The sequence below is a fragment of the Ramlibacter sp. bp-362 genome, assembly GCF_054956735.1.
On the sequence record NZ_JBUDXE010000013.1, the window covers coordinates 39,102 to 65,629 of the forward strand.

Consider the following 26,528-nt stretch of genomic DNA (forward strand, 5'->3'; position numbering starts at 1 on the left):
GCTTCACCTGGCGGAAATACGGGGCCTGCCGGGGCGGCGAACAAGGGGCGGCACCAAAGAAAAAGCGCCGCATCGGCGGCGCTCCAGTGCGGACCCGTGACGGGCCGCGACGGTGTTCGTGTTCTTTCGGGGTTTGTCTCCTCGGTCCCTCGTCCTGCCGGGCCCCGGGGGGCGCGGCGCGAGTGGACGCACTGTAACTGCGGGCAAGGGCCCGCCGCATGCGGACTTTCCCTGCCGTTTCCCCGCCGGCCCGGGGGTGGCCCGCAGGGACGCATGCGGGCCGTGCGTTAGACTTGCGGGCTCCAAATGTAGTAGCAGAGGTGGGGTGAACAAGGCAGCTCCTGCAGCGGCAGCTTCGTGCGCAGGCGGCCATCCGGAAGGCGCGGGGACGTAGCCATGGAGGCCGCGCGTTCGCATCTGGCCGTGACGCTTTCCGTGTGGAAGGCGCTGTTCCTGCGGGAGTCGCTGGCGCGCTTGTTCTTCGCGCGTGCGGCCTGGTTCTGGCTGGTCGCGGAGCCCGCTTTCCACGCAGCCTACCTCGTCTTCATCTTCACGGTGGTCCGGGTCCGCACCGTCGGCGGCATCGACACGGTCGTCTGGATCCTCGTCGGGCTGCTGGCCTTCTTCATGTTCCGGCGCACGGGCACGCAGGTGATGAATGCGCTGGGCGCCAACAAGGCGCTGTTCGCCTATCGCCAGGTGAAGCCCGTGGACACGACCTTGGTCAGGGGGGTGCTCGAGGGCTTCCTCATGGCCGTGATCGCCGCCGTCCAACTGGCGGCCGCGGCCCTGCTGGGCCACGACGTGGTGCCGGACGATCCACTGCTGGTGATCGAGGCGTTCTCCTCCCTGTGGCTGCTGGGCCTCGGCTTCGGCCTGACCGCGTCCGTCGTGACCGAACTGGTGCCCGAAGCGGGCCGCGTGATCAAGCTGGTCATGATGCCGCTGTACCTGGTTTCGGGAGTCATGTTCCCGCTGGCGTTGGTGCCCCCGCCCTATCGCGATTGGCTGATGCTCAATCCCATCGCGCACGGGCTCGAGGCGGCCCGGGCCGGGTTCGCCAGCCACTACCACATGATCCCCGGCGTCAGCCTGTCGTACCTGCACGGGTTCGCACTCACGACCGTGTTCGTCGGGCTGGCCCTTCATCGCCGCTTCGCGCTGCGCCTGGCGAGCCAATGATCTCCGTGCAGGACGTTCACAAGCGCTACCGGACGCCCCACGGCCCCGGGAAGTGGGTGCTGCGCGGCGTGAGCTTCGAGATTCCCGCGCGCCTGAACGTCGGCCTCATCGGCGCCAACGGAGCCGGAAAATCGACGCTGCTGCGCATCATCGCCGGCGTGGACGAGCCGACGCGCGGGAAGGTCACGCGCGACTGCAGTGTCTCCTGGCCCATGGGTTTCGGGGGCGGCCTGCAGGGTTCGCTCACCGGCCGCCAGAACGCCAAGTTCGTCTGCCGCGTGCACGGCCACGACCACGACATCGCGGAGAAGGTCGCCTTCGTCCAGGAGTTCTCCGAACTGGGCGACGCGTTCGACGAACCGATCAAGACCTATTCCTCCGGCATGCGGTCGCGGCTTCAGTTCGCCCTCTCGCTGGCGTTCGAGTTCGACGTGTACATCGCCGACGAGGTCACCGCCGCGGGGGATGCGGCCTTCCGGAAGAAGGCCGCCGCCGCCTTTCGCGGCCTCGCGGACCGGTCGGGCCTCATCATGGTCTCGCACGGCGAGGGCACGCTGCGCCAGTTCTGCCAGGCCGGGGTCTGGATCCATGACGGCCAGGCCCACTGGTTCGACCAGATCGACGACGCCCTGAAAGCTTACAAGGACAGCCTGTCCTCATGATCGACACCATCAAGAAATCCACCTTCGCCCGCTGGAGCGCCCGGGCCTTCGACTGGCTGCACAGCGAGATGGCGCCGGCCCTGCTGCGCCGGCGGATCATCGGCGCGGCCGTGATCGCCTCGCTGCTCGCGGCCGTGTACTGGCTGGCGATCGCGTCGGACCGGTATGTGTCGCATGCCCACGTGCTCATCGAGCGCACGGACCTGAGCGGCGGGCAGACGATGGACTTTTCCAGCCTGCTCGCCGGTGCCGCCAACGGCAACCGGGCCGACCAGCTCCTGCTGCGCGACCACCTGCTGTCCGTGGACATGCTGCGCAAGCTCGACGCGGCGCTGAAGCTGCGCGAGCACTACGCCGACGGTTCGCGCGATCCGCTTTCGCGCCTGTGGTCGAAGGATGGCGCGATCGAGACCTTCCACGACTACTACCTGTCGCGGGTCAGCGTGGAGTACGACGACTATTCCGGCGTGCTGATGATCGAGGCGCAGGCGTTCGACCCGCGCATGGCCCACGCGATCACGACGATGCTGGTGCAGGAAGGCGAGCGCTTCATGAACCAGAAGGCGCACAACCTGGCACGGGCGCAGGTCTCGTTCCTGGAGCAGCAGGTGCTCGCGATGAACACGCGGGCCCTGGCGGCGCGGCGCGCCGTCCTCGAGTACCAGAACCGCAAGGGCCTGGTCTCGCCGCAGGCCACGGCCGAGGCCATCGCCGCGATCGTCGCCCGGCTGGAGGCGCAGCGGATCGACCTGCAGACGCAGCGCGCCTCGCTCCAGGCCTACCTCGTAGCCGATCATCCCAACATCGTGATGCTGAACCAGCAGATCGGGGCGATCGAGAAGCAGCTGGCCCGCGAGCGCGCACGCCTCGCGGCGCCCACCGGAGCCTCGCTGAATCGGACGGTGGAGGAGTTCCAGCGGCTGGAAGCGGATGCGGCTTTCGCGGACGACGTGTACAAGACCGCCCTCGTCGCCCTCGAGCGCGGCCGCGTCGAAGCCATCCGCACCATCAAGAAGATGTCCGTGATGGAGGCGCCGACCATGCCCGAGTACCCGGTGCAGCCCCGGCGGCTCTACAACACGCTGATCTCCGTTCTGATCGCGATGCTGGTGGCGGGCGTGGCGCACCTGCTGATGGCGATCATCCGTGACCACGCGGACTGAGGGACACCAACAACCATGATCAAGAAACTGCTCTCCCTCCTTGCCTTGTCGCTGCTGGTGGCCGGCAGCGCCGGGGCCCAGAGCGTCGATGCGCTGCGATCGAGCACCGCGCCGACGCCCGCGCTGCAGCCGCAGACCGCCGCTTCGGCGGCCGCCGCCGCGGCGGCGACGGCACCGCCGTTCCGCCCGGCGGGGCTCCAGCAGCCGGGCGTGCCGGCGACTCCCACCATTCCGCCCGCGTCCACCGTCGATCCGCGGACGGGAGCGCCTGCGCAGGTCATCGACTACAGCGCCAACCTGCGCAGCGACGTGTTCGGCGCCAACCTGTTCTCCGGCGCCTTCGCGCGGGAGGGCGCGGCGCGCTTCAACCCGGACTACGTCATCGCCGTGGGCGACCGCATCCAGGTGCGCCTGTGGGGCGCGTTCGAGTTCGACCAGCCGCTGGAAGTGGACCCGCGCGGGAACATCTTCATCCCCCACGCCGGCCCGGTGCCGGTGCTGGGGGTGCGCAACCAGGACCTGCAGAAGCTGGTGGAAGCGGCCGTCGCCCGCACCTTCCGCAACAACGTCTACAGCTACGCCAGCCTCGCGGCGGCGCAGCCCGTGCGCGTGTTCGTCGGCGGCTTCGTGAACCGGCCGGGCCTGTACAGCGGGACCAGCATGGACAGCCTGCTGCACTACCTCGACGAGGCCGGGGGCATCGATCCCGACCGCGGCTCCTTCCTGGACGTGCAGGTCAAGCGGGGTTCCCAGGTGCGGACGCAGGTGAACCTGTACGACTTCCTGCTGCGGGGCACCATGCCCCTGATCCAGTTCGCCGACGGCGACGTGATCTTCGTGGCCCCTCGCCACAGCACGGTGCGGGTCAGCGGCCTGGCCGCCAACGCCAAGCGCTTCGAGTTCGACGGCGTGGGCCGTTCCGTCGCGGACATCGTGAACCTGGCCAAGCCCGACCCCTCGGCGACGCACGTGCGCGTGATCCGCAACACCGGGCCGGTGAAGAACATCGAGTACTACGCCCTCGGCGACGCCAGCCGGGTGCCGCTGCAGAACGGCGACGAGCTCGAATTCACCGCGGACAAGAAGCCGGGGAGCATCACCGTGCGCGTGGAAGGCGAGCACCTGAGCCCGCAGGAATACGTGCTGCCCTACGGAACACGCCTGGGCGAGCTGTTGCAGCACATCCGGTATTCCGACCGCTCCGACCGCGAAAGCCTGCAGCTGTTCCGCCAGAGCGTGAAGGAGCGGCAGAAGCAGATGCTGGCCACCTCGCTCAAGTCGCTGGAGACGGCGGCGCTCACCGCCCGTTCCGGCACCAGCGACGAGGCCCGCCTGCGCAAGGAGGAAGCGGACCTGATCCTGCAATGGGTGGAGCGCGCCCGGTCCATCGAGCCTTCGGGCCAGGTGGTGATCTCGCAGGCCGAGACGCAAGGGGACCTGCTGCTGGAAAGCGGCGACGTCCTGCGCGTGCCCACGCGCGACGGGCTGGTCCTGGTGTCGGGCGAGGTCCTGTTTCCCAATGCGGTGGCGTACGACCGCCGCCTCGGGCTGGAAGATTACGTAAAGCGGGCAGGTGGTTACACCCAGAACGCCGACTCTGCCCGTATCGTTGTCGCCCGGCGCGATGGCAGTTTCGTGCAACCCGCGGAAGGGGGTTTCATGCAGACCGCCGACGCCGGCAACCTGCAGGTTCGCCCCGGCGACGAAATCCTGGTGCTCCCCAAGATCGACGTGAAGTCCCGCCAGATCTGGAAGGACATGACGCAGATCCTGTATCAGATCGCCGTGAGCGCCAAGGTCGTGCTGGGTCTCTGACCCAGCGAGGAAGGGAAGTGCTGCCATATGCCCGCCGCGGCGAGCCCCCGTTTGGGGGATGTGCGTGAAGCGATATCATTCGCACACTCACGGACAATCAGTCTTGATGCAATAAATACAGCTGCTTGCATGGATCGTGCGGCCGGGCCGATGCGCCTGCCCGCGAGGCAATCCATTGTGTTTCGCCCCGATGGCGCGCGCAGTCGCGCGGGTGCTCTGTCGTGCTCGTGCCTCCCGGCGCGCCGTTCGAGGCCTCCTGGAAGGCGAGGTGATCGAATCGTGGTGCGATGGTCTTGCGGACGCCCCGTATGAGGGGATTTCGGCCGCGCTCGGACGAGGGCATTCCGGATTCCCTGGTCGCGCGCCTGCTGCGGCGAGTCGCCGGCGGGCCCGCGGACGGGCTCAGCGTCGCCCTGGTGGCCGACGAACTCACGCACGCGTGCCTCACCGCGCAGACGCGGGTCCGCAGCCTGTGCCCGCTGACGTACAAGCTCCAGTTGAAGCTCCACCGCCCGGACCTGCTGCTGGTGGAATCGGCATGGAATGCCGGCAGGGGCGCCTGGAAGTACAAGATCGCGCGCTACCCCGATCATCCCCGGCGCACCAACGCGGCCCTTCGCGACCTCGTCAGCCATGCGCGGGACCTCGGCATCCCGACCGTCTTCTGGAACAAGGAGGACTCGGTCCACTTCGACCGCTTCATCGACAGCGCGAAGCTGTTCGACCATGTGTTCACGGTCGATTCCAACTGCATTCCCCGCTACAAGGCCGTGATGGGGCCGGAAGCCTCCGTCCACACGCTGATGTTCCCGGTGCAGCCCGCCACCCATCATTTCACCGGCTTCGACTTCAAGCACCGGTGCGCCTCGTTCGTGGGCAGCTACAGCCATCACATCCACGCGCGGAGGCGCCAGTGGCAGGACATGGCCTTCGAGGCCGCCAGCGGCACCGGCCTGGGGCTGGCCGCCTATGACCGGAACTCGAACCGGAAGGCGGCGCACTACCGCTACCCCGCCCTGCCCGGGTTGACCGTGCAAGCCTCGGTCCCGCATGCGCAGACCGCCCAGCTGTACAAGGACTACGTCGTCTCGCTGAACGTGAATACGGTGGAGGACTCGCCGACCATGTATTCGCGGCGGCTGGTGGAGATCCTCGCCTGCGGCGGGATCGTCGCCACGTCCCCGGCGCTCTCCGTCGACACGATGTTCAAGGATTTCTGCCACGTCATCTCGACGCCGGAGGAGGCGCGGGAGTTGTTCGGGCGTCTCCGCCGCGACGGGCCCAGCGCCGACGACCTGGAGCGGGCACGCGCGGGGGCGGATTACGTGCTGCGTGACCACACCTGGGCCCGGCGATTGCAGCGGATTTCCTCGGTGGTCGGTTTGTGATCGAGGTCTGCGCCCCACGGGTCCCGATCTGGAACATCGGGCTTGCCCGAGCCGGCTGGCTGCCAGGCCTGCTCGGCCGCCGCCCGGCGATCGGAGTATTCCCCTGGAGGCATGGCGCCGACACCGTGTGGCTCGGCTGGGGCGCGAAGCCGAGCGCGTACCGCGCCAGCGCCTACGCGCGCATGGGCGGCAGCAAGGCCGTGCGGCTCGAGGACGGTTTCCTGCGGTCCTACGGTACCGGGGACGCATTTCCCCCGCTCGCCCTGGTCGTCGATGACGTCGGCATCTACTACGACTCGACACGCCCGAGCGCCCTGGAGAATCTCCTCAATTCAGAGGAGGACCTCCTGGGCCCCGTGGCGGAGGACGCCCGTCGTGCCAAGGGACTGCTTCTTGGCCACCGCCTGAGCAAGTACAACCACGCTCCCGATTGGGTGCCGCCGCCCGCCTTTTCCCCGTCGGCGCAACCCGGATGTCCGAGGAACGTGCTGGTCGTGGACCAGACCGCGGGTGACCTGAGCGTGTCCCTCGGCGGCGCGACGCGCGAGACCTTCGAGTCGATGCTTGCGGCGGCGAGGGCGGAAAATCCCGGCGCCACCATCTTCGTGAAGACCCATCCCGAAGTGACCTCGGGCAGGAAGCGGGGCTACCTGGCGAATGTGCCGGAGGACGCGGGCACCGTGGTCCTGCGCGACGCGATCAGCCCGCTCAGCCTGGTCGAACAGATGGACCGGGTGTATGTGGTCACGTCCACCATGGGCTTCGAAGCCTTGCTCGCCGGGAAGCCGGTGACCTGCTTCGGCCTGCCATGGTATGCGGGGTGGGGCGTCACCGATGACCGCCTTCCCTGTCCACGACGCATCCGGCGACGCTCCGTCGACGAATTGTTCGCCGCCGCCTATTTCCACTACACGCGCTACCTGGATCCGGTCGCGCATGCGCCGGGCAGCATTTTCGACGTGATCGACTGGCTGGTCCGGCAGAAGCAGATGGCGGCACGCCTTCGCGTGGCCGACCGGCCTGCGCGCGTCATCTGCGTCGGCTTGCGGCGCTGGAAGGCCGCGAACCTCCATCCCATGCTGTCGCTGGACAGGCATCAGGTGGAATTCGTGCCGACGGTGGCGGACGCGCGGGGCATCCAGCCACGCCCGGGCGACCACCTGGTGTTCTGGGGCGCGACCCCGCCGGCGGGGCTGCTCGATCTGGCGGACGCCTCCGGGGCGCGAGCCGTGCGGATGGAGGACGGATTCGTGCGGTCGGTGGGCCTCGGGTCCGACCTGATCCGGCCGATGTCGCTCGTGCTCGACGAGGCCGGCATCTATTTCGACCCCACCCGGCCATCCGGCCTGGAGCAGATCCTCCAGACCGCGCGGTTCGGCGACGCGGAACTGGCGGCCGCGGGCAGCGTTCGCGAGCTGATGGTCCGCCACGGGATCACGAAGTACAACATCGAGCCCCGGACGAGCGCACGGTGGGCGGCCCAGGGGCGGTCGATCGTGCTGGTGCCGGGCCAGGTGGAAGACGATGCGTCCATCCGCCTGGGCTGCGGCCAGGTCCGCACGAACCTGGGCCTGCTGCAGGCCGTCCGTGCATCGCGGCCGGACGCGTTCATCGTGTACAAGCCGCACCCCGACGTCAGCAGCGGGAACCGCGACGGGAAGCTCGCGTTGGCGGAGGCGCGCCGCTTCGCCGACCACGTGGAGACCCGGTTGTCGGTGATCAGCTGCATCGACGCCTGCGACGAGGTCCACACGATGACGTCGCTCACCGGGTTCGATGCCTTGCTTCGGGGCAAGAAGGTCGTTACCTTCGGCCAGCCTTTCTACGCGGGATGGGGGCTGACCGAGGACCGGATGGCGGATGGTGTGGCGCTCGCGCGCCGCACCCGCAGGCTTTCCGTCGACGAATTGGTTGCGGGCGCATTGCTTCGCTATCCGCTGTATTGGGATTGGCAGCTCAAGGGTTATACAAGCTGCGAAGCCGTGATCCGGCGCATCATCGAGGCGCGGAATGCGCTGGAGGCGAGGGGCAGGCTGGAGAATTTGAGGGTTGGCTTCGTGCGGCGGCAGTCCAGGAAACTGCAGGTCCTGACGCACGCATGGCTGCGCAGAGGGTGAGAAGAAAATGATCAGTCGAGGACTTCAGGCGTATTCCGGCAAGAGGGTTCTGTTGCTCCAGGGCCCGGTGGGCCCCTTCTTCGCCCGTTTCGCGGCCGACCTCCGTGCGGCCGGCGCCGAGGTCTTCAAGGTGAACTTCAATGCCGGCGACTGGCTGTTCTTCCGGAAGGGGGCCCTGAACTACCGCGGCACCATGGCGGACTGGCCGCTGTGGTTGCGGGGCAGGCTCGAACGCCTTCGCATCGATACCGTCTTCCTGTTCGGCGATTGCCGGCCCGTGCACCAGGCCGCCCATGATGTCGCCACCCGGATGGGGCTGGAAATCGGCGTCTTCGAGGAAGGCTACGTGCGCCCCGACTACGTGACGCTCGAGCGCAGCGGCGTGAACGGGTATTCCAGCATGCCCCGCCAGCCGGAGGCGTACCGCTCGCAGCCGCCGGCGATCCCGGCGCGGCGCCTCGTCGGGAACGCGTACTGGGCGATGGTCTGGTACGGCTTCCTCTATTTCACCTTCGGTGCGATGGGCAGGCGCTTCTTCCCGCACTATGAGCACCATCGCCCCCTCATGATCCGGGAAGCGCTGCCCTGGATCCGGGCGGCCTGGCGGAAGCATTGGTACGCCTGGCGGGAACGCGGGATCCAGGAGCGGCTGACCACCGACTTCAGCCGGCGCTACTTCCTCGTCCCGCTCCAGGTCTTCAACGATGCCCAGCTCACCGTGCATGCCGACCTGGACGGCGTCGAGAGCTTCATCCAGCGCACGCTTTCCTCCTTCGCGCGCCACGCGGAGGCCGGCGTCATCCTGGTGTTCAAGCACCATCCCATGGACCGCGGATACCGGGACTACCGTCGCCTGATCCGCGACCTCGCCTCGCACCACGGCGTGGAGGACCGCGTGCTCTACATCCACGACCAGCACCTGCCCAGCCTGCTCGATCATGCCCAGGGCGTCGTGGTCGTGAACAGCACGGTGGGCCTGTCTGCGCTTCACCATGGTGCTCCCACGTTCGTCTGCGGCAAGGCCATGTACGACATGCCCGGACTCACCTACCAGGGCGAGCTGGACGAATTCTGGAAGGCGGCCCCGGACAGCAGGCCCGACCGTGAACTCTACGCACACTTCAGGGCGCGGCTGATCCAGCAGACGCAGATCAACGGCAGCTTCTACAGGCGATTGAAGGGTGCGGTGTCGCGCACGGGCCTGGCGTACGTTTCGACTTCCCACGATGCGAGCGTCCCGTTCCTGCAGCTGGATACCGCGCAGATCCCGCGGGTGCAACATTCCGAACCGGCGCCCGAATGGATGGAGGCACCTGTCGGCGTGGTGATCCGATCCGTCGAATCGCCCTCGCTTCCCAGCTGAGGCCGGCAGGCGCTAGCCCCGCCTCGCATCCCCCACGATCCACTCCGCCGCCTTCTCCGCCATCATCAGCACCGGCGCATTCGTGTTGCCGCTGGTGATCGTGGGCATGGCGCCGGCGTCCACCACGCGCAGGCCCGAGATGCCGCGCACGCGCATGCGCGAGTCGAGCACGGCGCGTGGGTCGTCGTCGCGGCCCATGGCGGTGGTGCCCACCGGGTGGAAGATCGTCGTGGCGATGTCGCCGGCCAGGCGGGCCAGGTCCTCGTCGGTCTGGTACTGCGGGCCCGGCTTCCACTCCTGCGGCTTGTATTTCGCCAGCGCCGGCTGGGCGGCGATGCGGCGCGTCACGCGCAGCGAGTCGGCCGCGACCTTGCGGTCCTCGGGCGTGCTCAGGTAATTGGTGGCGATGGCCGGCGCGTCCTCGAAGCGGTTGCTGCGGATGCGCACCCAGCCGCGGCTCGTCGGGTTGAGGTTGCAGACGCTGGCCGTGAAGGCGTTGAAGCCGTGCAGCGGCTCGCCGAAGGCGTCCAGGCTCAGGGGCTGCACGTGGTATTCGATGTTGGGCCAGGGCTGCTCGGGCCCGCTGCGCGTGAACGCGCCCAGCTGCGAAGGCGCCATGCTCATGGGGCCGCTGCGCTTGAGCGCGTACTCCATGCCGATCTTCAGCTTGCCCCACCAGCTGTTGGCCAGCGTGTTGAGGGTCGTGACGCCGTCGACCTTGTAGACGGCGCGGATCTGCAGGTGGTCCTGCAGGTTCTCTCCCACGCCCGGCAGGTCGTGCACGACGGGGATGCCGTGCTGCCGCAGCAGGTCCGCCGGGCCGACGCCCGAGAGCTGCAGCAATTGCGGCGAGCCGATGCTGCCGGCGCACAGCAGCACCTCGCGGGCGGCCTGGGCGCGGACCATCTCGGTCCCGGTCCACACCTCCGCGCCGGTGCAGCGGTGGGTGCCGTCGGGCAGCGTGTCGAACAGCAGCCGGCCCACGTGCGCGCCGGTCCACAGCTCGAAGTTGGGCCGGCCGTAGCAGGCCGGCCGCAGGAAGGCCTTGGCCGTGTTCCAGCGCCAGCCGTTCTTCTGGTTCACCTGGAAGTAGCCGACGCCCTCGTTGCTGCCGCGGTTGAAGTCCTCGGTGTGCGGGATGCCCGCTTCCTGCGCCGCCTGCGCGAACGCGTCCAGCACGTCCCAACGCAGGCGCTGGCGCTCCACGCGCCACTCGCCGCCCGCCCCGTGCAGTTCGTCGGCGCCCTTGTAGTGGTCCTCGTGCTTGCGGAAGTGGGGCAGGCAGTTCTCCCAGCGCCAGCTCGCGTCGCCGGTGCGCTCGGCCCAGCCGTCGTAGTCGCGGGCCTGGCCGCGCATGTAGATCATGCCGTTGATGCTGGAGCAGCCGCCCAGCGTCTTGCCGCGGGGATAGCGCAGCTTGCGGCCGTTCAGGCCTTCGTCGGGCTCGGTGTAGTACAGCCAGTCGGTGCGCTTGTTGCCGATGCAGTACAGGTAGCCGACGGGGATGTGGATCCAGTGGTAGTCGTCGCGCGGGCCGGCCTCGATCAGCAGCACGCGCTGCTTCGGGTCGGCGGAGAGGCGGTTGGCGAGCAGGCATCCCGCCGTGCCCGCGCCGATGATGATGTAGTCGAAACTCGTGTCGCTCAATGTCCCCTCCTCGCGGGCCCTCGCCGCGGCCCTCTCCCGCGAGCGGGAGAGGAGCGCTCCCACCTATTTCGCCGTCGGCATCACGAACTCCGCGCCCTTGGAGATGCTCTCCGGCCAGCGCTGCATGATCGACTTCTGCTTGGTGTAGAAGCGCACGCCTTCCTCGCCGTAGGCGTGCATGTCGCCGAACAGGCTCTTCTTCCAGCCGCCGAAGCCGTGCCACGCCATGGGCACCGGGATCGGCACGTTGATGCCGACCATGCCCACCTGCACGCGCCGCGCGAACTCGCGCGCCACGTTGCCGTCGCGCGTGAAGCAGGCGACGCCGTTGCCGTACTCGTGCGAGTTGATCAGCTCGGTGGCTTCCTTCAGGTCCTTCACCCGCACGCAGCCCAGCACCGGGCCGAAGATCTCTTCCTTGTAGATCTTCATGTCGGGCTTGACGCCGTCGAACAGCGTGCCGCCGATCCAGAAGCCGCCGTCGCAGCCGGCGCCGGCCTGGGCCGCCTGGAACTTGCGGCCGTCCACCACCAGCTTCGCGCCTTCGCTCTCGCCCTGGCCGATGTAGCCGGTGATGCGCTGGTGCGCCGCCCCGGTGACGATCGGACCCATCTCGGCGTCGAGCTCGGTGCCGTTCTTGACCTTCAGCGACTTGGTGCGCTCCGCGAGCATCGGGATGATCTTGTCCGCCGCTTCGCCCACCAGGATGCCGACGGAGACCGCCATGCAGCGCTCGCCGGCGGAGCCGAAGGCGGCGCCGATCAGCGCGTCGACGGCCTGGTTCATGTCGGCGTCGGGCATCACCACCATGTGGTTCTTCGCGCCGCCCAGGGCCTGCACGCGCTTGCCGTGCTTCGCGCCCGTCTCGTAGATCTTCTGCGCGATCGCGGTGGAGCCGACGAAGGACACGGCCTGCACGCCGGGGTGCTCGAGGATCGCGTCCACCGCCTCCTTGTCGCCCTGCACGACGTTGAACACGCCATCGGGCAGTCCGGCCTCCTTCAGCAGTTCGGCCATGCGGATGGAGGGCGTGGGGTCCAGCGGGCTGGGCTTGAGGACGAAGCAGTTGCCTGCGGCGATGGCCACCGGGTACATCCACATCGGCACCATCACCGGGAAGTTGAAGGGCGTGATGCCCGCCACCACGCCCAGCGGCTGGCGGATCGTCCAGTTGTCGATGCCGGTGGAGACCTGGTCGGTGAAGTCGCCCTTCAGCAGCTGCGGGATGCCGCAGGCGAATTCCACGACGTCCATGCCGCGCGTGACCTCGCCTTGCGCGTCGGTGAAGACCTTGCCGTGTTCGGCCGTGATCATGTGCGCCAGTTCATCGCGGTGCTGGTTCAGCAGCTCGAGGAACTTGAACATCACGCGGGCGCGGCGGATCGGCGGCGTGTCGGCCCAGGCCGGGAAGGCGGCGTGCGCCGAGGCGACGGCCTGGTCCACTTCCGCGGCCGTGGCCATGGCGACGCGGCCGCTCACCTGGCCGGTGGCGGGGTTGAAGACGTCGGCGCGGCGGCCGCCCTGGCCGGGGACGACCTTGCCGTGGATCCAGTGCTCGATGGAGGCCAGCGTGGCCGCGGGGCGGGACTTGTCGGGTGCGTTCATGGGGGTTCTTCCTGCGGTGGAGGCCCAGTCTAGGCCGGCCGCCGCCCTTTGGAAATACGCGGGCGCTGACCACATTGTTTGCCAAAATGAACAATCCCGCCATGAAAACCCCACCGACGCCTGCCTTCGCCGACCTGCACCTGCTCACCGTGCTGGGCGAAACGCGCAGCTACACGCAGGCCGCCCGCCGCCTGGGCATCTCCAAGGCCTCGGTGAGCAGCCGCATCGCGGAGCTGGAACGCAGCGCCGGCGTGCCGCTGGTGCGCCGCACGACGCGCTCGGTGGGGCTCACGCAGGCCGGCCAGCAGCTCGCAGACGAGACGCGCGCCTCCTTCGATCGCATCGCCCAGAGCTTCGCCGGCATCCGCGACCTGGCGGGGCATCCGCGCGGGCTGCTGCGCGTCACGGCGCCGGTGGCGCTGGGGCGGCAGTATGTCGCCCCGACCCTCGCGTCCTTCCTGCTGCAGTACCCGGAGATCCGGCTCGAGCTGGACTTGAACGACCGCTTCGTCAACCTGCCGCAGGAGGGCTTCGACCTCGCGATCCGCCACACGCAGGCCCCGCCGGAAACCCACGTGGCCTGGCAGCTGTGCCCGACGCGCTCCCTGCTGGTGGCGAGCGCCGCCTACCTGCGGCGGCGCGGGAAGCCCGCCCATCCCTCCGAGCTGGCCGGGCACGCCTGCCTGCTGTACCTGCGCGATGCGGCGGGGCAGAGCTGGTCCTTCGAGCACGGCACGGGCCGCAAGGCCGAACGCGTGGTCGTCGCCGTGGACGGGCCCCTGCGCGCCAACAACAGCGAGGTGCTGCGCGAGGCGGTGCTGGGCGGGCTGGGCATCGCGCTGCTGCCCGACTTCAGCGCCGCCGCGCAGGCGGGCGCGCGCCAGCTGGTGCCGGTGCTGCCGGACTGGCGGCCGCTCGGCTTCTTCGGCGACGGCATCTACGCGATCCGCCCCTGGTCGCCGCAGGTGCCGCGGGCGGTGCAATGCTTCGTCGACCACCTGCGCGGCGTGTTCGCCCGGGGCTTCGTCCCGGCCCGTTCTCCTACACGACCGCACCCAGGCTCTGCCGTACCATGAGCCCCGTTCCGCCATGACCGACGCCACGCCACGCTTCGAACAAGCGCCAGCGCCGCAAGGCGGGGCGGTCCGGCTGCTGGGCGAATGGACTTCGGCGCAGTTCGCCCAGCCGCGGCTGGCCTTCGAGCTGCGCCGCCGGCTGCCGCGCGGCGGCGACCGGCAGGCCTGGGACCTGCGCGAGGCGATCCAGCTGGACCACGTGGGCGCGCAGCTGCTGTGGGACCACTGGGGCCATCGCTGGCCGCAGCGGGTGGACCTGCTGCCGCCGCAGCGCGCCATCCTGGAGCGGGTCGCCGAGTTCACGGCGCGGCCGCCACCGGCGCCGCGCGGCGGGCTCTGGGCGATCTACCTCGGCTTCGGCGGCACGCTGCTGCGCGCGCTCGGGCACATCCGCGGCTTCGTGCGCCTGATCGGGCAGGTCACGCTGGACCTGGGCGAGCTGCTGCGCGCGCCGCACCGGGCGCCCTGGCGCGATTTCTCCGGCCACCTGTACCGCATCGGCGCCACCGCGCTGCCGATCACGGCGCTCGTGGGCGGGCTGATCGGCATCGTGCTCGCCTACCTCACGGCCCAGCAGCTGCGCCAGTTCGGCGCGGACGCGTACATCGTCGACATCCTCGGCATCGCGCTGGTGCGCGAGCTGGGCCCCATGCTGGGGGCGATCCTGATCGCCGGCCGCTCGGGCTCCGCGATCACGGCGCAGATCGGCGTGATGCGGGTGACCGACGAGCTCGATGCCATGCGCGTGATGGGCATCTCGCACACGTACCGGCTCGTGCTGCCGCGCGCCATGGCGCTGGCGATCGCCATGCCGCTGATCAGCGCCTGGACCACGGTGGCGGGCCTGGCGGGCGGCATGGTCGCGGCCGACCTGTCGCTGGGCATCAGCCCCATCTTCTTCCTCAAGGCGCTCCCGGCGGCGGTGAGCCTGCCCAACTTCGTCCTCGGCACGGTCAAGGCGGTCGTGTTCGGCATCCTGATCGCGCTGATCGGCTGCCACTTCGGCCTGCGCGTGCAGCCCAACACCGAGAGCCTGGGGCAGGGCACGACGGCGTCCGTGGTGACGGCGATCACGGTGGTGATCCTGGTCGACGCGCTGTTCGCCGTCCTCTTCAGCAGCGTGGGGATCTGATGGCCAGCCACGCACGCAAGCCGGAACCGGGCGAGCCGCCGATCGTGGAGATCCGCAAGCTCTGGTCGGTGTTCGACCTGCCGGACCGGCGCGCCGTGATCCACAAGGACCTGGACCTGACGGTGCAGCGCGGCGAGGTGCTGTCCATCGTCGGCGGATCGGGCTCTGGCAAGACCGTGCTGCTGCGGCAGATCCTCGGCCTGGAGCGGCCCGCGGCGGGCGAGGTGCGCATCATGGGCCGGCCGCTGCGCACGCTCTCGCGCCACGGCGCCTCCAGCCGCATCGGCATGCTGTTCCAGCACGGGGCGCTGTTCTCGGCCTTCAACGTGCTGGAGAACGTCGCCTTCCCGCTGCGCGAGCTGAAGACGCTGCCGCACCGCATGGTCGAGGAGGCGGCGATGGTCAAGCTGCAGATGGTGGGGCTGAAGCCTTCCGACGCGGAGAAGAAGCCGTCCGAGCTGTCCGGCGGGATGATCAAGCGCGCCGCGCTCGCCCGCGCGCTGATCATGGATCCGCCGCTCCTGCTGCTGGACGAGCCCACGGCCGGGCTGGACCCGGACAGCTCCGACGGATTCGTGCGCCTGCTGCGCTCGTTGCACCGCGACCTGGCGCTCACCGTCATCATGGTCACGCACGACCTCGATACGCTGTTCGAACTGTCCACGCGCATCGCGGTGCTGGCGGACCAGCGGGTGATCGTCGCGGCGCCGCCGCGCGAGGTGATCGCCTTCCCCCATCCCTTCATCGAGGACTTCTTCCTGGGCGAGCGCGGCCAGCGGGCGATGGAGCTGCTGCGCGAGTACCCGTTCGCGATCTGACATGAGGTAATCGAACCATGGAAAACAAGGCCCATGCCATGGCCGCCGGCATCTTCGTGGCGCTGCTCACCGCGCTGGTGCTCGGGCTGGCCGCCTGGCTGACGCGCGACACGAGCGGACCGCGCGACGTCTACGAGATCTCCACCAAGGAAACGGTGACCGGCCTGCAGGAGCAGGCGCCGGTGCGCTTCCGCGGCGTCGACGTCGGCAAGGTCAAGCGCATCGGCTTCGACCCCAAGGTGACCGGCAACGTGCTGGTGCGCCTGGAGGTCGACCACGACGCGCCGATGACGCAGGACACCTTCGCCACCCTCAGCTACCAGGGCGTCACGGGCCTCGCCTTCGTGCAGCTGGCCGACGAAGGCCGGCCGGCGCCGCGCCTCGTGCCGAACAATGACGACCCGCCGCGCATCCCGCTGCGTCCGGGCCTGCTGGCGCGCCTGGAGGAAAAGGGCGAGGTGATCCTGGAGCGGGTGGACGAAGTGGCCCGGCGCGTGAACACGGTGCTGGGCGACGCCAACCAGAAGCGCATCGCGACGGCGCTGGAGAACATCGGCCAGGCGGCGAGCAGCACGCAGCAGCTGGCCGCGCACATCGACACCACCGTGCGGCAACGCCTGGATCCGGCGCTGGCGCAGGCCACGATCACGCTGCGCGGCGCGCAGAAGACCGTGGAACAGGTCGGCGCCGCCGCGGCGCAGTTCGGCCAGACGGCGCAGCGCCTCAACGCCTCCGGCGGGCCGATGGACCGCCTGACCGAGGGCACGGACGCGCTCGCGCAGGCGGCGCAGCGCTTCAGCAACGGCACCCTGCCGCGCATCGACCGCGTGGCCGACGAAACCACGCGCACGATGCGCACCGTGAAGCGCACGGTGAACGACCTGAGCGAGAACCCGCAGATGCTGATCTACGGCGACGGCAAGCCGCAACCGGGACCGGGCGAACCGGGCTTCCACGCCCCGGGGGCGCAGCGGTGAGGCGCCGCGCGTTCGCGCTGCTGCTCGCCGCGGCCACGCTCGCCGGCTGCAAGTCGCTGCCGGACAAGCCGGTGCGCCAGACGCTGTACGACTTCGGCCCTCCGGCGGCCCCGGGCACGGCCGCGGCGCCCGGGCGCGCGGCGCTGGTGCTGCCGGAGGTGCAGGTCCACGGCATCCTGGAGACCACGGCGCTGCTGTACCGGCTCGGCTACGACGATCCGCACGAACTGCGCCCCTATGCCTATGCGCGCTGGAGCGCGCCGCCGGGGCAGCTGCTGCACCAGCGGCTGCAGGACGTGCTGGGGCGCGACCGCGCCGTGCTCGACACGGATGCGGCCGCGGCGCTCGCGCGCCGCGGCGGCAGTGCGCCGCCGGTGCTGCGGGTGGAGCTGGAGGAGTTCAGCCAGCTGTTCGACTCGGCGAAGGAGAGCCGGGGCGTGCTGCGCCTGCGCTGCACGCTGCTGGAAAGCACGGCCGGCGGCGAGCGGCTGGTGGCGCAGCGCAGCTTCACCGTGCAGCGTCCCGCGCCCAGCGCCGATGCGCCCGGCGGCGTGCGCGCGCTGGCGGCGGCGGTGGATGCCGCGGCGCAGGACATCGCGGGCTGGCTGCAGCAGCACTGATGGCGGCGCCGTCCCCGTCCCTCGAGCAGCAGGTCCGCGCGGCCGGCCTGGAGGTGGTCGGCCCCTGCGAGCGGCTGTCGCAGTGGCCGGGGCTCATGGAGCACAGCGTGCTGCTGCAGGACTTCGCGCCGGAGGAAGCCGACGTGCTGGGCAGCCTGATGCTGCAGGTGCGCGCGAAGCCGGGGCAGATGCTGATCACCGAGGGCGACACGAGCGACTGGATGATGCTGCTGCTGCGCGGCACGGTGGACGTGGGCAAGCGCATCGGCCCCGACGCCGAGCCGGAAATGCGCGGCGACAACACGCGCCTGGCGGTGCTGCTTCCCGGCACCGTGCTGGGCGAGATGTCGATGTTCGACGGCGAGCCGCGCTACGCCAGCTGCTGGGCGCTGAGCGAGGTGGAGGCGGCGGTGCTGGACCGCGCCGCTGTCGCCCGCCTGATCCACGCGCGGCCGGAGATCGGCGCCAAGCTGCTGGTGAAGCTCACGCAACTGCTGGCGCAGCGGTTGCGCAATACCAGTCAGCAGCTGGTGCGGGTGTTGCATCGGCAGGTGGGGTGAGTCGGGAGCGGTGGGGTTCGCCTTCGGCTCACCGCCACCCTACGAATGCATGCTCAAGGCCGCGCGGAGGGCGTCCACCCGCGCATTGCGCGGGCCTGCGCGGGTGATCAAAGCTACCGGCGCGGGCGGCATGGCGGGTGACACGCGCAACCGTACGACGCGGCCCTGCGCCACGGCCGGCTGCGCCGCCGGGGCCGGGACGGCGCCGAGGCCCAGCCCCTGCGCCACCAGTTCGACGTTGGTCACCGGGCTCGTCGACTCCACCACCGGCGCGGGCCCCACCGTGCCGGCGCGCAGGAAGCATTCGCCCATCACCCGGTGCAGCATCGAATTGCGCCCCGGCAGCACCCAGCGCTCGCGCGCGAGCTGCGCCCAGTCCACGCGTCGGCTGCGCGCCAACGCGTGGCCGCGGGGAGCGATCACCTCGAAGTCGGCGTCGAACAGCTTCTCGAAGGCGAGCTCCGCGCCCAGGTCCTCCGGCATCTGCGCCGGATGGCTGCTCACGAGCGCATCGACCTCGCCGGCGGCCAGCGCGCGCAGCAGCATGGGCACGCGCTCCTCCAGCAGCGAGACCTGCACCGGCGGCGTCGCCGTGGTCAGGCGCGCCAGCACCGGCGGCAGGTAGCCGTGCGCGACGAAAGGCGGCGCCCCCACCCGCAGCAGCAGCGCTGGCGCCGCGGCCGTCAGCTCCTGCTGCACCTGCCCCAGCTGGGCCAGCAGCAGGGCCGCGCCCTGGAGAGCGATGCGGCCGCGCGGCGTCGCCTTCAGGCCGCGCGCATTGCGCTCGAACAGCGGCACGCCGAAGGCGGACTCGATCTCGGCGAGCGCCTTGCTGAGCGCCGGCTGCGTCAGGTTCATGCCCTGCGCGGCGCCGCGCAGGCTGCCTTCGCGCTCCAGCGCCAGCAGCAGCTGCAGGTGGCGGAAGCGCAGGCGCGCTGCCAGGCGGCCGGCGGCGTCGGCGACGGCGCTGGAAGGAGGTGGCATGAGCGATCACCGGAAGTTTGCAATGCCTGAAAACATATCACTTCCTTGCAATCCCCACCCGGCCTATCCTGCGGCCTTCCCAGGAGACAAGCCATGCAGCGCCGACACTTCCTCGCTTCCACCCTTCCCCTTGCGCTGGCCGCGGCCGGCGTGCGGGCGGCCGAGCCCTTCCCGAGCCGGCCGGTGCGCGTGATCATTCCGTACGCCGCGGGCGGCGGGCCCGACGTGCTGGTCCGCCAGTTCGGGCCGCAGCTCGGCGAGGCGCTGGGCCAGGCCGTCGTGCTGGAGAACAAGGTGGGCGCCGCCGGCGTGCTGGCCGCGCAGTACGTCGCGCAGCAGGACCCGGACGGCTACACGCTGCTGATGGGATCGAACACGCACCTGATCCAGAAGCTGCTGCAGCCCGCCCTCAAGTTCGACCCGATCGGAGAGTTCCTGCCGGTCAGCAACATGGCGGCGTCGCCCACGGTGATGGTGGTGCGCGCCGACGGCCCCTACCGCACGGTGGAAGACGTGATCGCCGCCGCCAAGGCGGCCCCGGGCAAGATGAACTACTGCTCGGGCGGCATCGGCACCTCGGCCCACCTCGCGGGCGCGACGCTCGTCTCGCTGGCCGGCCTCAAGGCGACGCACATCCCGCTGAAGGGCTCCGTCGAGATCATGGCCTCGCTGCTGCGCGGCGACACTGACTTCGCCTTCCCGGTCACGGGCACCGGCCTGCCGCAGGTCAAGGGCGGCAAGCTGCGCGCGCTGGCGATCACCGGTGCGAAGCGGCTGGCCGACTACCCGGACGTGCCCACGCTCAAGGAGGTCCTGAAGAACGACCTGGCGGTGCAGGAGTCCTGGTTCGGCTTCTGGGCGCCGGCGCGCACGCCGGCCGACGTGGTCGGAAAGCTTCACGCCGCGATCGTCAAGGGCCTGGCGCAGCCCGGCGTGCGCGAGCGCTTCGAGGCCACCGGCAACTCGGTGGTGCCGAGCGAGAGCCCGCAGGCCTTCGCTGCCTTCGTCCGCAGCGAGAACAGGAAGTGGGCCGACATCATCAAGCTGGCCGGCGTGTCGGTGGCCTGAGGAGCGACATGCTGCAAGCCCTGAAAGGTGTGCGCGTCGTCGACATGTCGCACGTCATCGCCGGCCCGCTGGCGTCGTTCTACCTGGCCCAGCTCGGCGCCGAGGTGATCAAGATCGAATCGCCGGAGGGCGGCGACGTGCTGCGCGGCCCGCGCACGGCGCCCACGGACACGCCCGACGGCTTCGTCGCGCTCAACGCCGGCAAGCACTCGGTGGCGGTGGACGTGCGCACGCCGGAAGGCGCGCAGGCCGTGCGCGACCTGGCCCGCACGGCCGACGTGTTCATCGAGAACTTCCGCCCCGGCGTGGTCAAGCGTTTCGGGCTCGACGAGCCGGCGGTCCGCGCCGTCAACCCCGGCATCGTCTACTGCTCGATCTCCGGCTTCGGCCAGCACGGCGCGTGGTCCGGCCGCGGCGCCTACGACCACGTGGTGCAGGCGCTCACCGGCATGATGATGATGTCCGGCGACGACCCGCAGGGTCCGCCGGTGAAGGTCGGCTTCCCCGTGATCGACGTCGCCGTCGGCATGCTGGCGGCGATGGCGATCTCGGCGGCGCTGCACCAGCGCGCGCGCGACGGCCAGGGCCAGACCATCGACGCCTCGATGGTGCAGGCCTCGCTGATGCTGATGTACCCGAACGTGAGCGCCTTCATGAGCAGCGGCGTCGAGCCGCAGCGCATCGGCAACCGCGGCTACAGCGGCAGCCCCACGGCGGACACCTATCGCTGCAGGGACGGCTGGCTGTCCACGGCCGCGAACACGCCGGCGCAGTTTCGCAAGCTCGCCAAGGTGCTGGGGCTGGAGTCCTTGTGCGAGGATGGCCGCGCGCTGGACCTGGACGCCTTCAACTCCGACGGCGGCTTCGTGGTCGCGCGCGACATCCCCTACCTGCGCGCGCAGTTCGCCGAGGCCTTCGTGCAGCGCAGCGCGGCCGAGATGGAGGAGCGGCTGAACGCGGTCGGCGTGCCGGCGGCGCGGGTGCGCAAGCTCGGCGAATTCCTGCGCGAGGTGCAGGACGGCGAGAAGCTGCCCCTGCCGGAAATGCAGTTCGTGCAGGGCGAGCGCACGGTGCGCACGGCCGGCCTGGGTTTCCGCGCCGGCGCCCCCGTTCCAGTTGACCCGCGTCCCGGGGCAGAATCGCTGGGTGCCAGCACCCGCCGCCTGCTGGAAGAGGCGGCTGCCACGAGGAGAGCGCATGTTCCGAGCCCTGGTCCTTGAGAAGGAACCCGAATTCCGCGCCGCCGTCCGCGAGGTCGGCGACGATTTCCTGCCGGAGGGCGACGTCACCGTCGCGGTCGAGTACTCGACGCTGAACTACAAGGACGGCCTGGCGATCACCAACAAGTCGCCGGTCGTGCGCAGCTGGCCCATGGTGGCCGGCATCGACGGGTCCGGCACCGTGCTGGAAAGCAGTTCGCCCCAGTGGCAGAAGGGCGATCCCTTCGTGCTCAACGGCTTCGGCGTCGGCGAGACGCACAAGGGCTGCCTGGCCGGCAAGGCGCGGCTGAAATCCGGCTGGCTCGTGCGGCGGCCGGACGCGTTCACCGCGCGGCAGGCGATGGCGATCGGCACCGCCGGCTACACGGCGATGCTGTGCGTGCTGGCGCTGGAGCGCCACGGCCTGCGGGCCGGCGACGGCGAGGTGCTGGTGACGGGTGCGACCGGCGGGGTCGGCTCGGTGGCGGTGGCCCTCCTGTCCAAGCTGGGGCATCGCGTCGTCGCGGCCACGGGCAAGGCCGCGGAAGCGGACTACCTGAAGAAGCTGGGCGCCGCTTCGGTCATCGACCGGGCCGAGCTGTCGGCGCCGGGCAAGCCGCTGCAGAAGGAGCGCTGGAGCGCCGTGGTGGACGCCGTCGGCAGCCACACGCTGGCGAACGCCTGCGCGCAGGTGCGCTACGGCGGCGCCGTCGCCGCCTGCGGGCTCGCGCAGGGCATGGACTTCCCGGCGAGCGTCGCGCCCTTCATCCTGCGCGGCATCGCCCTGCTGGGCGTCGACAGCGTGATGGCGCCGATGGCGCTGCGCCAGCAGGCGTGGTCGCGGCTGGCGCGCGACCTGAAGCCGGGACTGCTGGAGGAGATCACCAGCGAGATCCCGCTGTCGGAAGCCATTCCCGCGGCGCAGAAGCTGATGGCGGGGCAGGTGCGCGGACGGATCGTGGTCAGGACCGCGTGAGTGCGGTGGGGTTCGCCTGCGGCTCACCGCCACCCTACGAAATCGCTGCTCTACGAATGGGCCACCGGCTCCCGTAGGGTGGCGGTGAGCGGAAGCGAACCCCACCGATCCCCCGCAGCGAGCCGCCAAGCGCGCACTGCCTCCACCGTGGTGCAGAGCAGGCCGTGGCTTCGCGCGAATGCGGCGACCTGCGCGCCGCGCGCCATGCTTCCGTCCGGGTTCATCAGCTCGCACAGCACGCCCGCCGGCGCGCAGCCGGCCAATTCGGCCAGGTCGACGGCCGCCTCGGTGTGGCCCTGGCGCTCCAGCACGCCGCCGGGGCGCGCGATCAGCGGGAAGACGTGGCCCGGGCTCACGATCTCGCCCGCGCCCAGCGCGCAGCGGATGGTCTGGACGCGATCGGCCGCGGAGACGCCGGTGCTCACGCCCTGCGCGGCCTCGATCGACTGCGTGAACGCCGTCGCGTAGCGCGAGCGGTTCACCTCCACCATCGGCCGCAGCTTCAGCGCCGCGGCGCGGTCCGGGCGCAGGCACAGGCAGACGATGCCGCTGCCTTCGCGGATCAGCAGCGCCATGGTGGCGGGCGTGATGCGGTCGGCGGCGACGATCAGGTCGGCCTCGTTCTCGCGGTCGGCGTCGTCGAGCACGAGCACGGGTTCGCCGGCGGCGATGCGTGCCAGCACGTCGGGCACGGGCGCCAGCGCGAGGGCGCCGGCGGGAGAGAGGGTGTCGGTGGACATGAAACGCTCCTGTCGTTGAACAAAAACGCTCCAAGGCGGCAAGAACGCGCGTGCCTTCCCTCGCGGGCAGGCGCACGGCAACGCGCCGCGGGGCGGCGCGCATCTTCTTCCATCCGGACTGTGACCGTCGGCCCCGGCATTCGACCGGGTCTGCTGACCCCGCGGGTGCACGCGCACCTGCAGGCGCTCGCGGGCTCGCGGCTCGCGCCGCCTACCGCCGGTGGGGACTTCCACCCCGCCCTGAAGACCCCGGCATCCTAGGACAAGGCGAACAGCCCTGCTGGCGACGCAGTCGCGCGGGCGCCACGCACCGTTGGTGTCGCGTCAGGCGAAGGGCCCTATAGTGGCCGGCATGGGGAGAAGCGCGCAGGCCGCGGCACGCGGCAGGAGGCACCTGTGGGCGCGGCATGCCGCCGTGGTGCAGTGGCGCGCTTCGCGGCTCGACCCCACGGTGCGCGGCCTGCTCTGGTCCGGCGTGGCCGGCCTGCTGTTCGTCATGCTCAACACGCTGATGCGCGGGCTGTCGCTGGCGGTCGATCCCTTCCAGACGCAGTTCCTGCGCTACCTGATGGGCCTGGTCGTGATGCTGCCGCTGGTGCTGCGCAGCGGCCTGGCGACCTACCGGCCGGTGAACACGCTGGGGCAGTTCACGCGCGGCGGCGTGCACACCCTCGGCCTGGTCATCTGGTTCGTCGCGATCCCGCACATCAGCATCGCCGACACCACGGCGATCGGCTTCACGACGCCGATCTTCATCATGCTGGGCGCCGTGCTCGTGTTCAAGGAGCCGATGCGCTGGGAGCGCTGGGTCGCCGCCGGCCTGGGCTTCGCCGGCGTGCTGATCGTCGTGGCGCCCAAGCTGGCCGGTACGGGCGGCGTCTACACCCTGGTGATGCTGGCGTCCTCGCCGGTGTTCGCCGCGTCCTTCCTCATGACCAAGGCGCTCACGCGCTACGAGCGCGCCGAGGTGATCGTGCTGTGGCAGGCGATCTCGGTGACGCTGTTCAGCCTGCCGCTGGCGCTGCTGCACTGGCAGGCGCCGACGCCGGGGCAGTGGCTGCTGTTCGTGCTGTGCGGCCTGCTGGGGAGCGCGGGCCACTACTGCCTGACCAGCTCGTACCAGGCGGCGGACATCTCCGCCACGCAGTCGGTGAAGTTCCTGGACCTCGTGTGGGCGACGGTGCTGGGCTGGCTGGCCTTCGGCGACGCGCCGAACCGCTCGACCCTGATCGGCGGCGTGGTGATCTGCGTGTCGACGCTGTGGATCGCGCGCAGGGAGTCGCGCGGGGCGCGCTGACGCTCAGGCCACCGTGTTCGCGATGCCCGCGGCCACGTGCCCCGAGGGCACGTGCAGCGCCGCATGGGCGACGTGGCGCGTCTGGTCGTCGAAGAAGAAGTCAGGCTCGAACTCGCGCAGGAACTCGCCCTTGGGCAGGCCGCCGAGGAACATCGCCTCGTCCACCTGGATCTTCCAGTCCATCAGCGTGCGGATCGCGCGCTCGTGCGCCGGGGCGCTGCGCGCCGTGACCAGGGCCGTGCGGATGCGCATCTGCGCATTGCCCGCCTGCTGCAGCCGGTGCAGCGCGGCCAGCAGGGGCTTGAAGGGGCCGCCGGGCAGGGGCTGCGTGGCCTTGCTCAGTTCATGCTGCTGGAAGGCCTCCAGGCCCTGGTCCTGGAACACGCGCTCCGCCTCATCCGAGAACAGCACGGCGTCGCCGTCGAAGGCGATGCGCACCTCGTTGGGATGGTTGCTGCCCGCCAGCACCGACTCGGTCAGCACGCGCGCCGCCGGGAATCCCGCGGCCAGCGCCTGCCGCACGTCGTCGGCATTGGCGGAGAGGAACAGGTGGGCGCGCAGCGGGCGGAGATAACCGAAGGGCGAGCGGCCCTGCGTGAACACGCCGCGCTGCAGGTGGATGTCGTTGGCCTTGGCCGAGCGGAACACGCGCATGCCGGACACGGGATCGTTGCGCGAGAGCACCACGACCTCCACCCGCTGCGAGGTGGTGTCGTTGAAGGCCAGCAGCTTGCGGATCAGCGAGAAGGCGATGCCGGGCGCCGCCGGCCGGTCCAGCCGCTGCAGCTGCAGCTGCATGTAGCCGGCCGGGTCGCCGCTTTCGAAGACGCGGTTCTCCTCCTCGAAGTCGAACAGCGCCCGCGAGGAGATCGCCACCACCAGCTTGTCGTCGAGGGAGACGCCCATGGCCTATCGTACCCACTGGTTGAGCTGGATGATAGGCAGCAGCACCGCCAGCACGATCAGCATCACGACCAGGCCCATGCCGACGATCAGCAGCGGCTCCAGCAGGGTGGCCAGCTGCAGCGCCCGGCGCTGCACTTCCGCCGAGAGCTGGTTGGCGGCGCGCTGCAGCATCACGGGCAGCTGGCCGGTCTGCTCGCCCAGCCGGGCGAACATGCCCAGCAGGCCCGGGAAGCGCTTCTTCTGCGCCAGCGCCGAGGCGAGCGGGGCGCCCTCGCGCACCAGCACCAGCGCGTCCAGCGCGTCGGCCCGCATGGCGCGGTTGCCCAGCGTCTCCGCCGCCGCCTGCAAGGCCTTGAGGATGGGCACGCCGGCGCCAGCCAGCATGGCCAGCGTGCCGGCGAAGCGCGCCGCGTTGTAGCTGCGGCTCAGGCGACCGAGCAGCGGCAGCCCCAGCCAGCCGGCGTCGAAGCGCGCGCGGAAGGCCGGATTGCGCAGCGCAAGGCGCAGCGCCCCGAAGGCGCCTGCCAGGAGCACCAGCAGGACCAGCCCCCAGCTGCGCAGGAAGGCGCTGAGGGCGAGCATCGCCACCGTCAGCAGGGGGAGGGCCCGCTTGGTGCCGGCAAAGACGTTGGCGACCTGCGGCACGACGTAGGTCATGAGCAGCAGCACGATGGCGATCGCGGCGACCGTGACGATGGCGGGGTACAGCGTCGCGGCCAGCAGCTTGGCGTTGAGCGCCTGCCGCTCCTCCAGGTCGTCGGCCAGCCGCTCCAGCACGGCGCCCAGGTGGCCGCTCTGCTCGCCGGCGCCGACCACGGCCACGTAGATCTCGGAGAACTCGCGCGGGAAGCGCGCCAGCGCCTTGGCGAAGGAGGAGCCGGCGTTGACCTCCGCGCGCAGCGCGGCCACCAGGTGGTGCTGGCGCTCGTTCTCCGCCTCGTCGGCCAGCGCCGTGAGCGCCCGCTCGAGCGTGAGGCCGGAGCCGACCAGGCCGGCGAGCTGCCGCGTCCAGATCGACAGGCTGGTGGCGCTGAAGACGGGACGGCGCAGCAGGGCGGCGCCCGGCGCGACCGCCGCGCCGTCTCCTGCGGCGACCGGCCGCACTTCCAGCGGCACGAGGGCGCGGCCGCGCAGCAGGCCGCGGGCCGCCTTGGCGGTATCCGCCTCGATCACGCCCTTCTGCGTGGCGCCTTCGGCGTCCAGGGCTTCGAATGCGTAGGCCGGCATGACGGG

Annotated in this window: 23 protein-coding genes and 1 riboswitch; of the genes, 17 read left to right on the plus strand and 6 right to left on the minus strand. The window is 70.5% G+C overall.

Features of this window, described 5'->3' with window-relative positions; translation table 11 throughout:
• Positions 1 to 423 precede the first annotated feature (423 nt).
• The 7 genes from ACY0MJ_RS17465 to ACY0MJ_RS17495 all read left to right on the plus strand — a co-directional run bounded on the left by ACY0MJ_RS17465 (position 424) and on the right by ACY0MJ_RS17495 (position 9,690).
• Positions 424 to 1,182 carry an ABC transporter permease gene (locus ACY0MJ_RS17465; RefSeq protein WP_462639812.1) on the plus strand — a complete coding sequence of 253 codons (759 nt, stop codon included), beginning with the start codon at positions 424 to 426 and terminating at the stop codon, positions 1,180 to 1,182.
• The gene (locus tag ACY0MJ_RS17470; protein WP_462639813.1) at positions 1,179 to 1,844 is read left to right on the plus strand and encodes an ABC transporter ATP-binding protein; all 666 of its coding nucleotides are present in this window, start codon (positions 1,179 to 1,181) and stop codon (positions 1,842 to 1,844) included. Before ACY0MJ_RS17465 ends, ACY0MJ_RS17470 begins: the two co-directional genes overlap by 4 nt.
• A complete protein-coding gene (locus ACY0MJ_RS17475) occupies positions 1,841 to 3,007 on the plus strand; it encodes a chain-length determining protein (protein ID WP_462639814.1) in 1,167 nt (388 codons plus the stop codon). The genes ACY0MJ_RS17470 and ACY0MJ_RS17475 overlap by 4 nt, the downstream gene beginning before the upstream one ends.
• Positions 3,008 to 3,022: 15 nt before the next feature.
• On the plus strand, positions 3,023 to 4,822 hold the full coding sequence (locus tag ACY0MJ_RS17480) for a polysaccharide biosynthesis/export family protein (protein WP_462639815.1): 1,800 nt from the start codon (positions 3,023 to 3,025) through the stop codon (positions 4,820 to 4,822).
• Between the two features lie 416 nt (positions 4,823 to 5,238).
• Positions 5,239 to 6,210 carry a CgeB family protein gene (locus ACY0MJ_RS17485; protein WP_462639816.1) on the plus strand — a complete coding sequence of 324 codons (972 nt, stop codon included), beginning with the start codon at positions 5,239 to 5,241 and terminating at the stop codon, positions 6,208 to 6,210.
• Positions 6,207 to 8,327 (plus strand): capsular polysaccharide biosynthesis protein, encoded by a 2,121-nt coding sequence (locus ACY0MJ_RS17490; protein WP_462639817.1) that lies wholly within the window; start codon positions 6,207 to 6,209, stop codon positions 8,325 to 8,327. The genes ACY0MJ_RS17485 and ACY0MJ_RS17490 overlap by 4 nt, the downstream gene beginning before the upstream one ends.
• A 52-nt stretch (positions 8,328 to 8,379) precedes the next feature.
• A complete protein-coding gene (locus ACY0MJ_RS17495; protein WP_462639818.1) occupies positions 8,380 to 9,690 on the plus strand; it encodes a capsule biosynthesis protein in 1,311 nt (436 codons plus the stop codon).
• Between the two features lie 12 nt (positions 9,691 to 9,702).
• Here ACY0MJ_RS17495 and ACY0MJ_RS17500 read toward each other — a convergent pair whose 3' ends face one another.
• Together ACY0MJ_RS17500 and ACY0MJ_RS17505 are read right to left on the minus strand one after the other, a co-directional pair.
• Positions 9,703 to 11,337, minus strand: a complete 1,635-nt coding sequence (locus ACY0MJ_RS17500; protein WP_462639819.1) for a GMC family oxidoreductase — start codon at positions 11,335 to 11,337, stop codon at positions 9,703 to 9,705.
• 63 nt (positions 11,338 to 11,400) lie between these two features.
• A complete protein-coding gene (locus ACY0MJ_RS17505; protein ID WP_462639820.1) occupies positions 11,401 to 12,942 on the minus strand; it encodes a CoA-acylating methylmalonate-semialdehyde dehydrogenase in 1,542 nt (513 codons plus the stop codon).
• Between the two features lie 101 nt (positions 12,943 to 13,043).
• Here ACY0MJ_RS17505 and ACY0MJ_RS17510 point away from each other — a divergent pair, with 101 nt between their 5' ends.
• Genes ACY0MJ_RS17510 through ACY0MJ_RS17535 form a run of 6 tightly spaced genes read left to right on the plus strand, consistent with a single transcriptional unit; the run spans position 13,044 to position 18,125 of the window.
• Complete coding sequence (locus ACY0MJ_RS17510) at positions 13,044 to 14,018, plus strand: LysR family transcriptional regulator (protein WP_462639821.1); 975 nt, start codon at positions 13,044 to 13,046, stop codon at positions 14,016 to 14,018.
• 13 nt (positions 14,019 to 14,031) lie between these two features.
• A complete protein-coding gene (locus ACY0MJ_RS17515; RefSeq protein ID WP_462639822.1) occupies positions 14,032 to 15,150 on the plus strand; it encodes an MlaE family ABC transporter permease in 1,119 nt (372 codons plus the stop codon).
• Positions 15,150 to 15,968 carry an ABC transporter ATP-binding protein gene (locus tag ACY0MJ_RS17520; protein WP_462639823.1) on the plus strand — a complete coding sequence of 273 codons (819 nt, stop codon included), beginning with the start codon at positions 15,150 to 15,152 and terminating at the stop codon, positions 15,966 to 15,968. The genes ACY0MJ_RS17515 and ACY0MJ_RS17520 overlap by 1 nt, the downstream gene beginning before the upstream one ends.
• A 17-nt stretch (positions 15,969 to 15,985) precedes the next feature.
• The gene (locus tag ACY0MJ_RS17525; RefSeq protein WP_462639824.1) at positions 15,986 to 16,945 is read left to right on the plus strand and encodes an MlaD family protein; all 960 of its coding nucleotides are present in this window, start codon (positions 15,986 to 15,988) and stop codon (positions 16,943 to 16,945) included.
• The gene (locus ACY0MJ_RS17530; RefSeq protein ID WP_462639825.1) at positions 16,942 to 17,565 is read left to right on the plus strand and encodes an ABC-type transport auxiliary lipoprotein family protein; all 624 of its coding nucleotides are present in this window, start codon (positions 16,942 to 16,944) and stop codon (positions 17,563 to 17,565) included. The genes ACY0MJ_RS17525 and ACY0MJ_RS17530 overlap by 4 nt, the downstream gene beginning before the upstream one ends.
• The gene (locus ACY0MJ_RS17535) at positions 17,565 to 18,125 is read left to right on the plus strand and encodes a Crp/Fnr family transcriptional regulator (RefSeq protein WP_462639826.1); all 561 of its coding nucleotides are present in this window, start codon (positions 17,565 to 17,567) and stop codon (positions 18,123 to 18,125) included. The genes ACY0MJ_RS17530 and ACY0MJ_RS17535 overlap by 1 nt, the downstream gene beginning before the upstream one ends.
• A gap of 39 nt (positions 18,126 to 18,164) precedes the next feature.
• On the opposite strand, the gene ACY0MJ_RS17540 is transcribed toward ACY0MJ_RS17535, so the two are convergent.
• Entirely contained in the window at positions 18,165 to 19,109 is a 945-nt protein-coding gene (locus tag ACY0MJ_RS17540) for a LysR family transcriptional regulator (protein ID WP_462639827.1), read from the minus strand.
• A gap of 93 nt (positions 19,110 to 19,202) precedes the next feature.
• On the opposite strand from ACY0MJ_RS17540, the gene ACY0MJ_RS17545 reads away from it, so the two are divergent.
• The 3 genes from ACY0MJ_RS17545 to acuI are packed head-to-tail and all read left to right on the plus strand — an operon-like array spanning position 19,203 to position 22,352.
• Entirely contained in the window at positions 19,203 to 20,177 is a 975-nt protein-coding gene (locus tag ACY0MJ_RS17545) for a Bug family tripartite tricarboxylate transporter substrate binding protein (protein WP_462639828.1), read from the plus strand.
• 8 nt (positions 20,178 to 20,185) lie between these two features.
• Positions 20,186 to 21,397 carry a CaiB/BaiF CoA transferase family protein gene (locus tag ACY0MJ_RS17550; RefSeq protein WP_462639829.1) on the plus strand — a complete coding sequence of 404 codons (1,212 nt, stop codon included), beginning with the start codon at positions 20,186 to 20,188 and terminating at the stop codon, positions 21,395 to 21,397.
• Complete coding sequence (gene acuI, locus ACY0MJ_RS17555) at positions 21,375 to 22,352, plus strand: acrylyl-CoA reductase (NADPH) (RefSeq protein WP_462639830.1); 978 nt, start codon at positions 21,375 to 21,377, stop codon at positions 22,350 to 22,352. The genes ACY0MJ_RS17550 and acuI overlap by 23 nt, the downstream gene beginning before the upstream one ends.
• A gap of 50 nt (positions 22,353 to 22,402) precedes the next feature.
• Here acuI and ribB read toward each other — a convergent pair whose 3' ends face one another.
• Positions 22,403 to 23,092 carry a 3,4-dihydroxy-2-butanone-4-phosphate synthase gene (ribB, locus tag ACY0MJ_RS17560; protein ID WP_462639831.1) on the minus strand — a complete coding sequence of 230 codons (690 nt, stop codon included), beginning with the start codon at positions 23,090 to 23,092 and terminating at the stop codon, positions 22,403 to 22,405.
• 97 nt (positions 23,093 to 23,189) lie between these two features.
• Positions 23,190 to 23,344, minus strand: a riboswitch (FMN riboswitch).
• A gap of 100 nt (positions 23,345 to 23,444) precedes the next feature.
• Here ribB and ACY0MJ_RS17565 point away from each other — a divergent pair.
• Positions 23,445 to 24,389: a DMT family transporter gene (locus ACY0MJ_RS17565; RefSeq protein ID WP_462639832.1), complete on the plus strand. Its 945-nt coding sequence runs from the start codon at positions 23,445 to 23,447 to the stop codon at positions 24,387 to 24,389.
• A gap of 3 nt (positions 24,390 to 24,392) precedes the next feature.
• On the opposite strand, the gene ACY0MJ_RS17570 is transcribed toward ACY0MJ_RS17565, so the two are convergent.
• Together ACY0MJ_RS17570 and gspF are read right to left on the minus strand one after the other, a co-directional pair.
• Positions 24,393 to 25,295, minus strand: a complete 903-nt coding sequence (locus ACY0MJ_RS17570; protein WP_462639833.1) for a 5'-nucleotidase — start codon at positions 25,293 to 25,295, stop codon at positions 24,393 to 24,395.
• A 3-nt stretch (positions 25,296 to 25,298) separates the two neighbouring features.
• Positions 25,299 to 26,522 (minus strand): type II secretion system inner membrane protein GspF, encoded by a 1,224-nt coding sequence (gspF, locus tag ACY0MJ_RS17575; RefSeq protein ID WP_462639834.1) that lies wholly within the window; start codon positions 26,520 to 26,522, stop codon positions 25,299 to 25,301.
• Between the last annotated feature and the right edge of the window lie 6 nt (positions 26,523 to 26,528).

Excerpts from the sequence above, each read along its gene's own strand:
- ACY0MJ_RS17470 (WP_462639813.1), top strand. The coding sequence starts at position 1,179 with ATGATCTCCGTGCAGGACGTTCACAAGCGCTACCGGACGCCCCACGGC.
- ACY0MJ_RS17475 (WP_462639814.1), top strand. The coding sequence starts at position 1,841 with ATGATCGACACCATCAAGAAATCCACCTTCGCCCGCTGGAGCGCCCGG.
- ACY0MJ_RS17480 (WP_462639815.1), top strand. The coding sequence starts at position 3,023 with ATGATCAAGAAACTGCTCTCCCTCCTTGCCTTGTCGCTGCTGGTGGCC.
- ACY0MJ_RS17505 (WP_462639820.1), bottom strand. The coding sequence starts at position 12,942 with ATGAACGCACCCGACAAGTCCCGCCCCGCGGCCACGCTGGCCTCCATC.
- ACY0MJ_RS17510 (WP_462639821.1), top strand. The coding sequence starts at position 13,044 with ATGAAAACCCCACCGACGCCTGCCTTCGCCGACCTGCACCTGCTCACC.
- ACY0MJ_RS17515 (WP_462639822.1), top strand. The coding sequence starts at position 14,032 with ATGACCGACGCCACGCCACGCTTCGAACAAGCGCCAGCGCCGCAAGGC.
- ACY0MJ_RS17520 (WP_462639823.1), top strand. The coding sequence starts at position 15,150 with ATGGCCAGCCACGCACGCAAGCCGGAACCGGGCGAGCCGCCGATCGTG.
- ACY0MJ_RS17525 (WP_462639824.1), top strand. The coding sequence starts at position 15,986 with ATGGAAAACAAGGCCCATGCCATGGCCGCCGGCATCTTCGTGGCGCTG.
- ACY0MJ_RS17535 (WP_462639826.1), top strand. The coding sequence starts at position 17,565 with ATGGCGGCGCCGTCCCCGTCCCTCGAGCAGCAGGTCCGCGCGGCCGGC.
- ACY0MJ_RS17540 (WP_462639827.1), bottom strand. The coding sequence starts at position 19,109 with ATGCCACCTCCTTCCAGCGCCGTCGCCGACGCCGCCGGCCGCCTGGCA.
- ACY0MJ_RS17545 (WP_462639828.1), top strand. The coding sequence starts at position 19,203 with ATGCAGCGCCGACACTTCCTCGCTTCCACCCTTCCCCTTGCGCTGGCC.
- ACY0MJ_RS17550 (WP_462639829.1), top strand. The coding sequence starts at position 20,186 with ATGCTGCAAGCCCTGAAAGGTGTGCGCGTCGTCGACATGTCGCACGTC.
- acuI (WP_462639830.1), top strand. The coding sequence starts at position 21,375 with ATGTTCCGAGCCCTGGTCCTTGAGAAGGAACCCGAATTCCGCGCCGCC.
- ribB (WP_462639831.1), bottom strand. The coding sequence starts at position 23,092 with ATGTCCACCGACACCCTCTCTCCCGCCGGCGCCCTCGCGCTGGCGCCC.
- ACY0MJ_RS17565 (WP_462639832.1), top strand. The coding sequence starts at position 23,445 with ATGGGGAGAAGCGCGCAGGCCGCGGCACGCGGCAGGAGGCACCTGTGG.
- ACY0MJ_RS17570 (WP_462639833.1), bottom strand. The coding sequence starts at position 25,295 with ATGGGCGTCTCCCTCGACGACAAGCTGGTGGTGGCGATCTCCTCGCGG.
- gspF (WP_462639834.1), bottom strand. The coding sequence starts at position 26,522 with ATGCCGGCCTACGCATTCGAAGCCCTGGACGCCGAAGGCGCCACGCAG.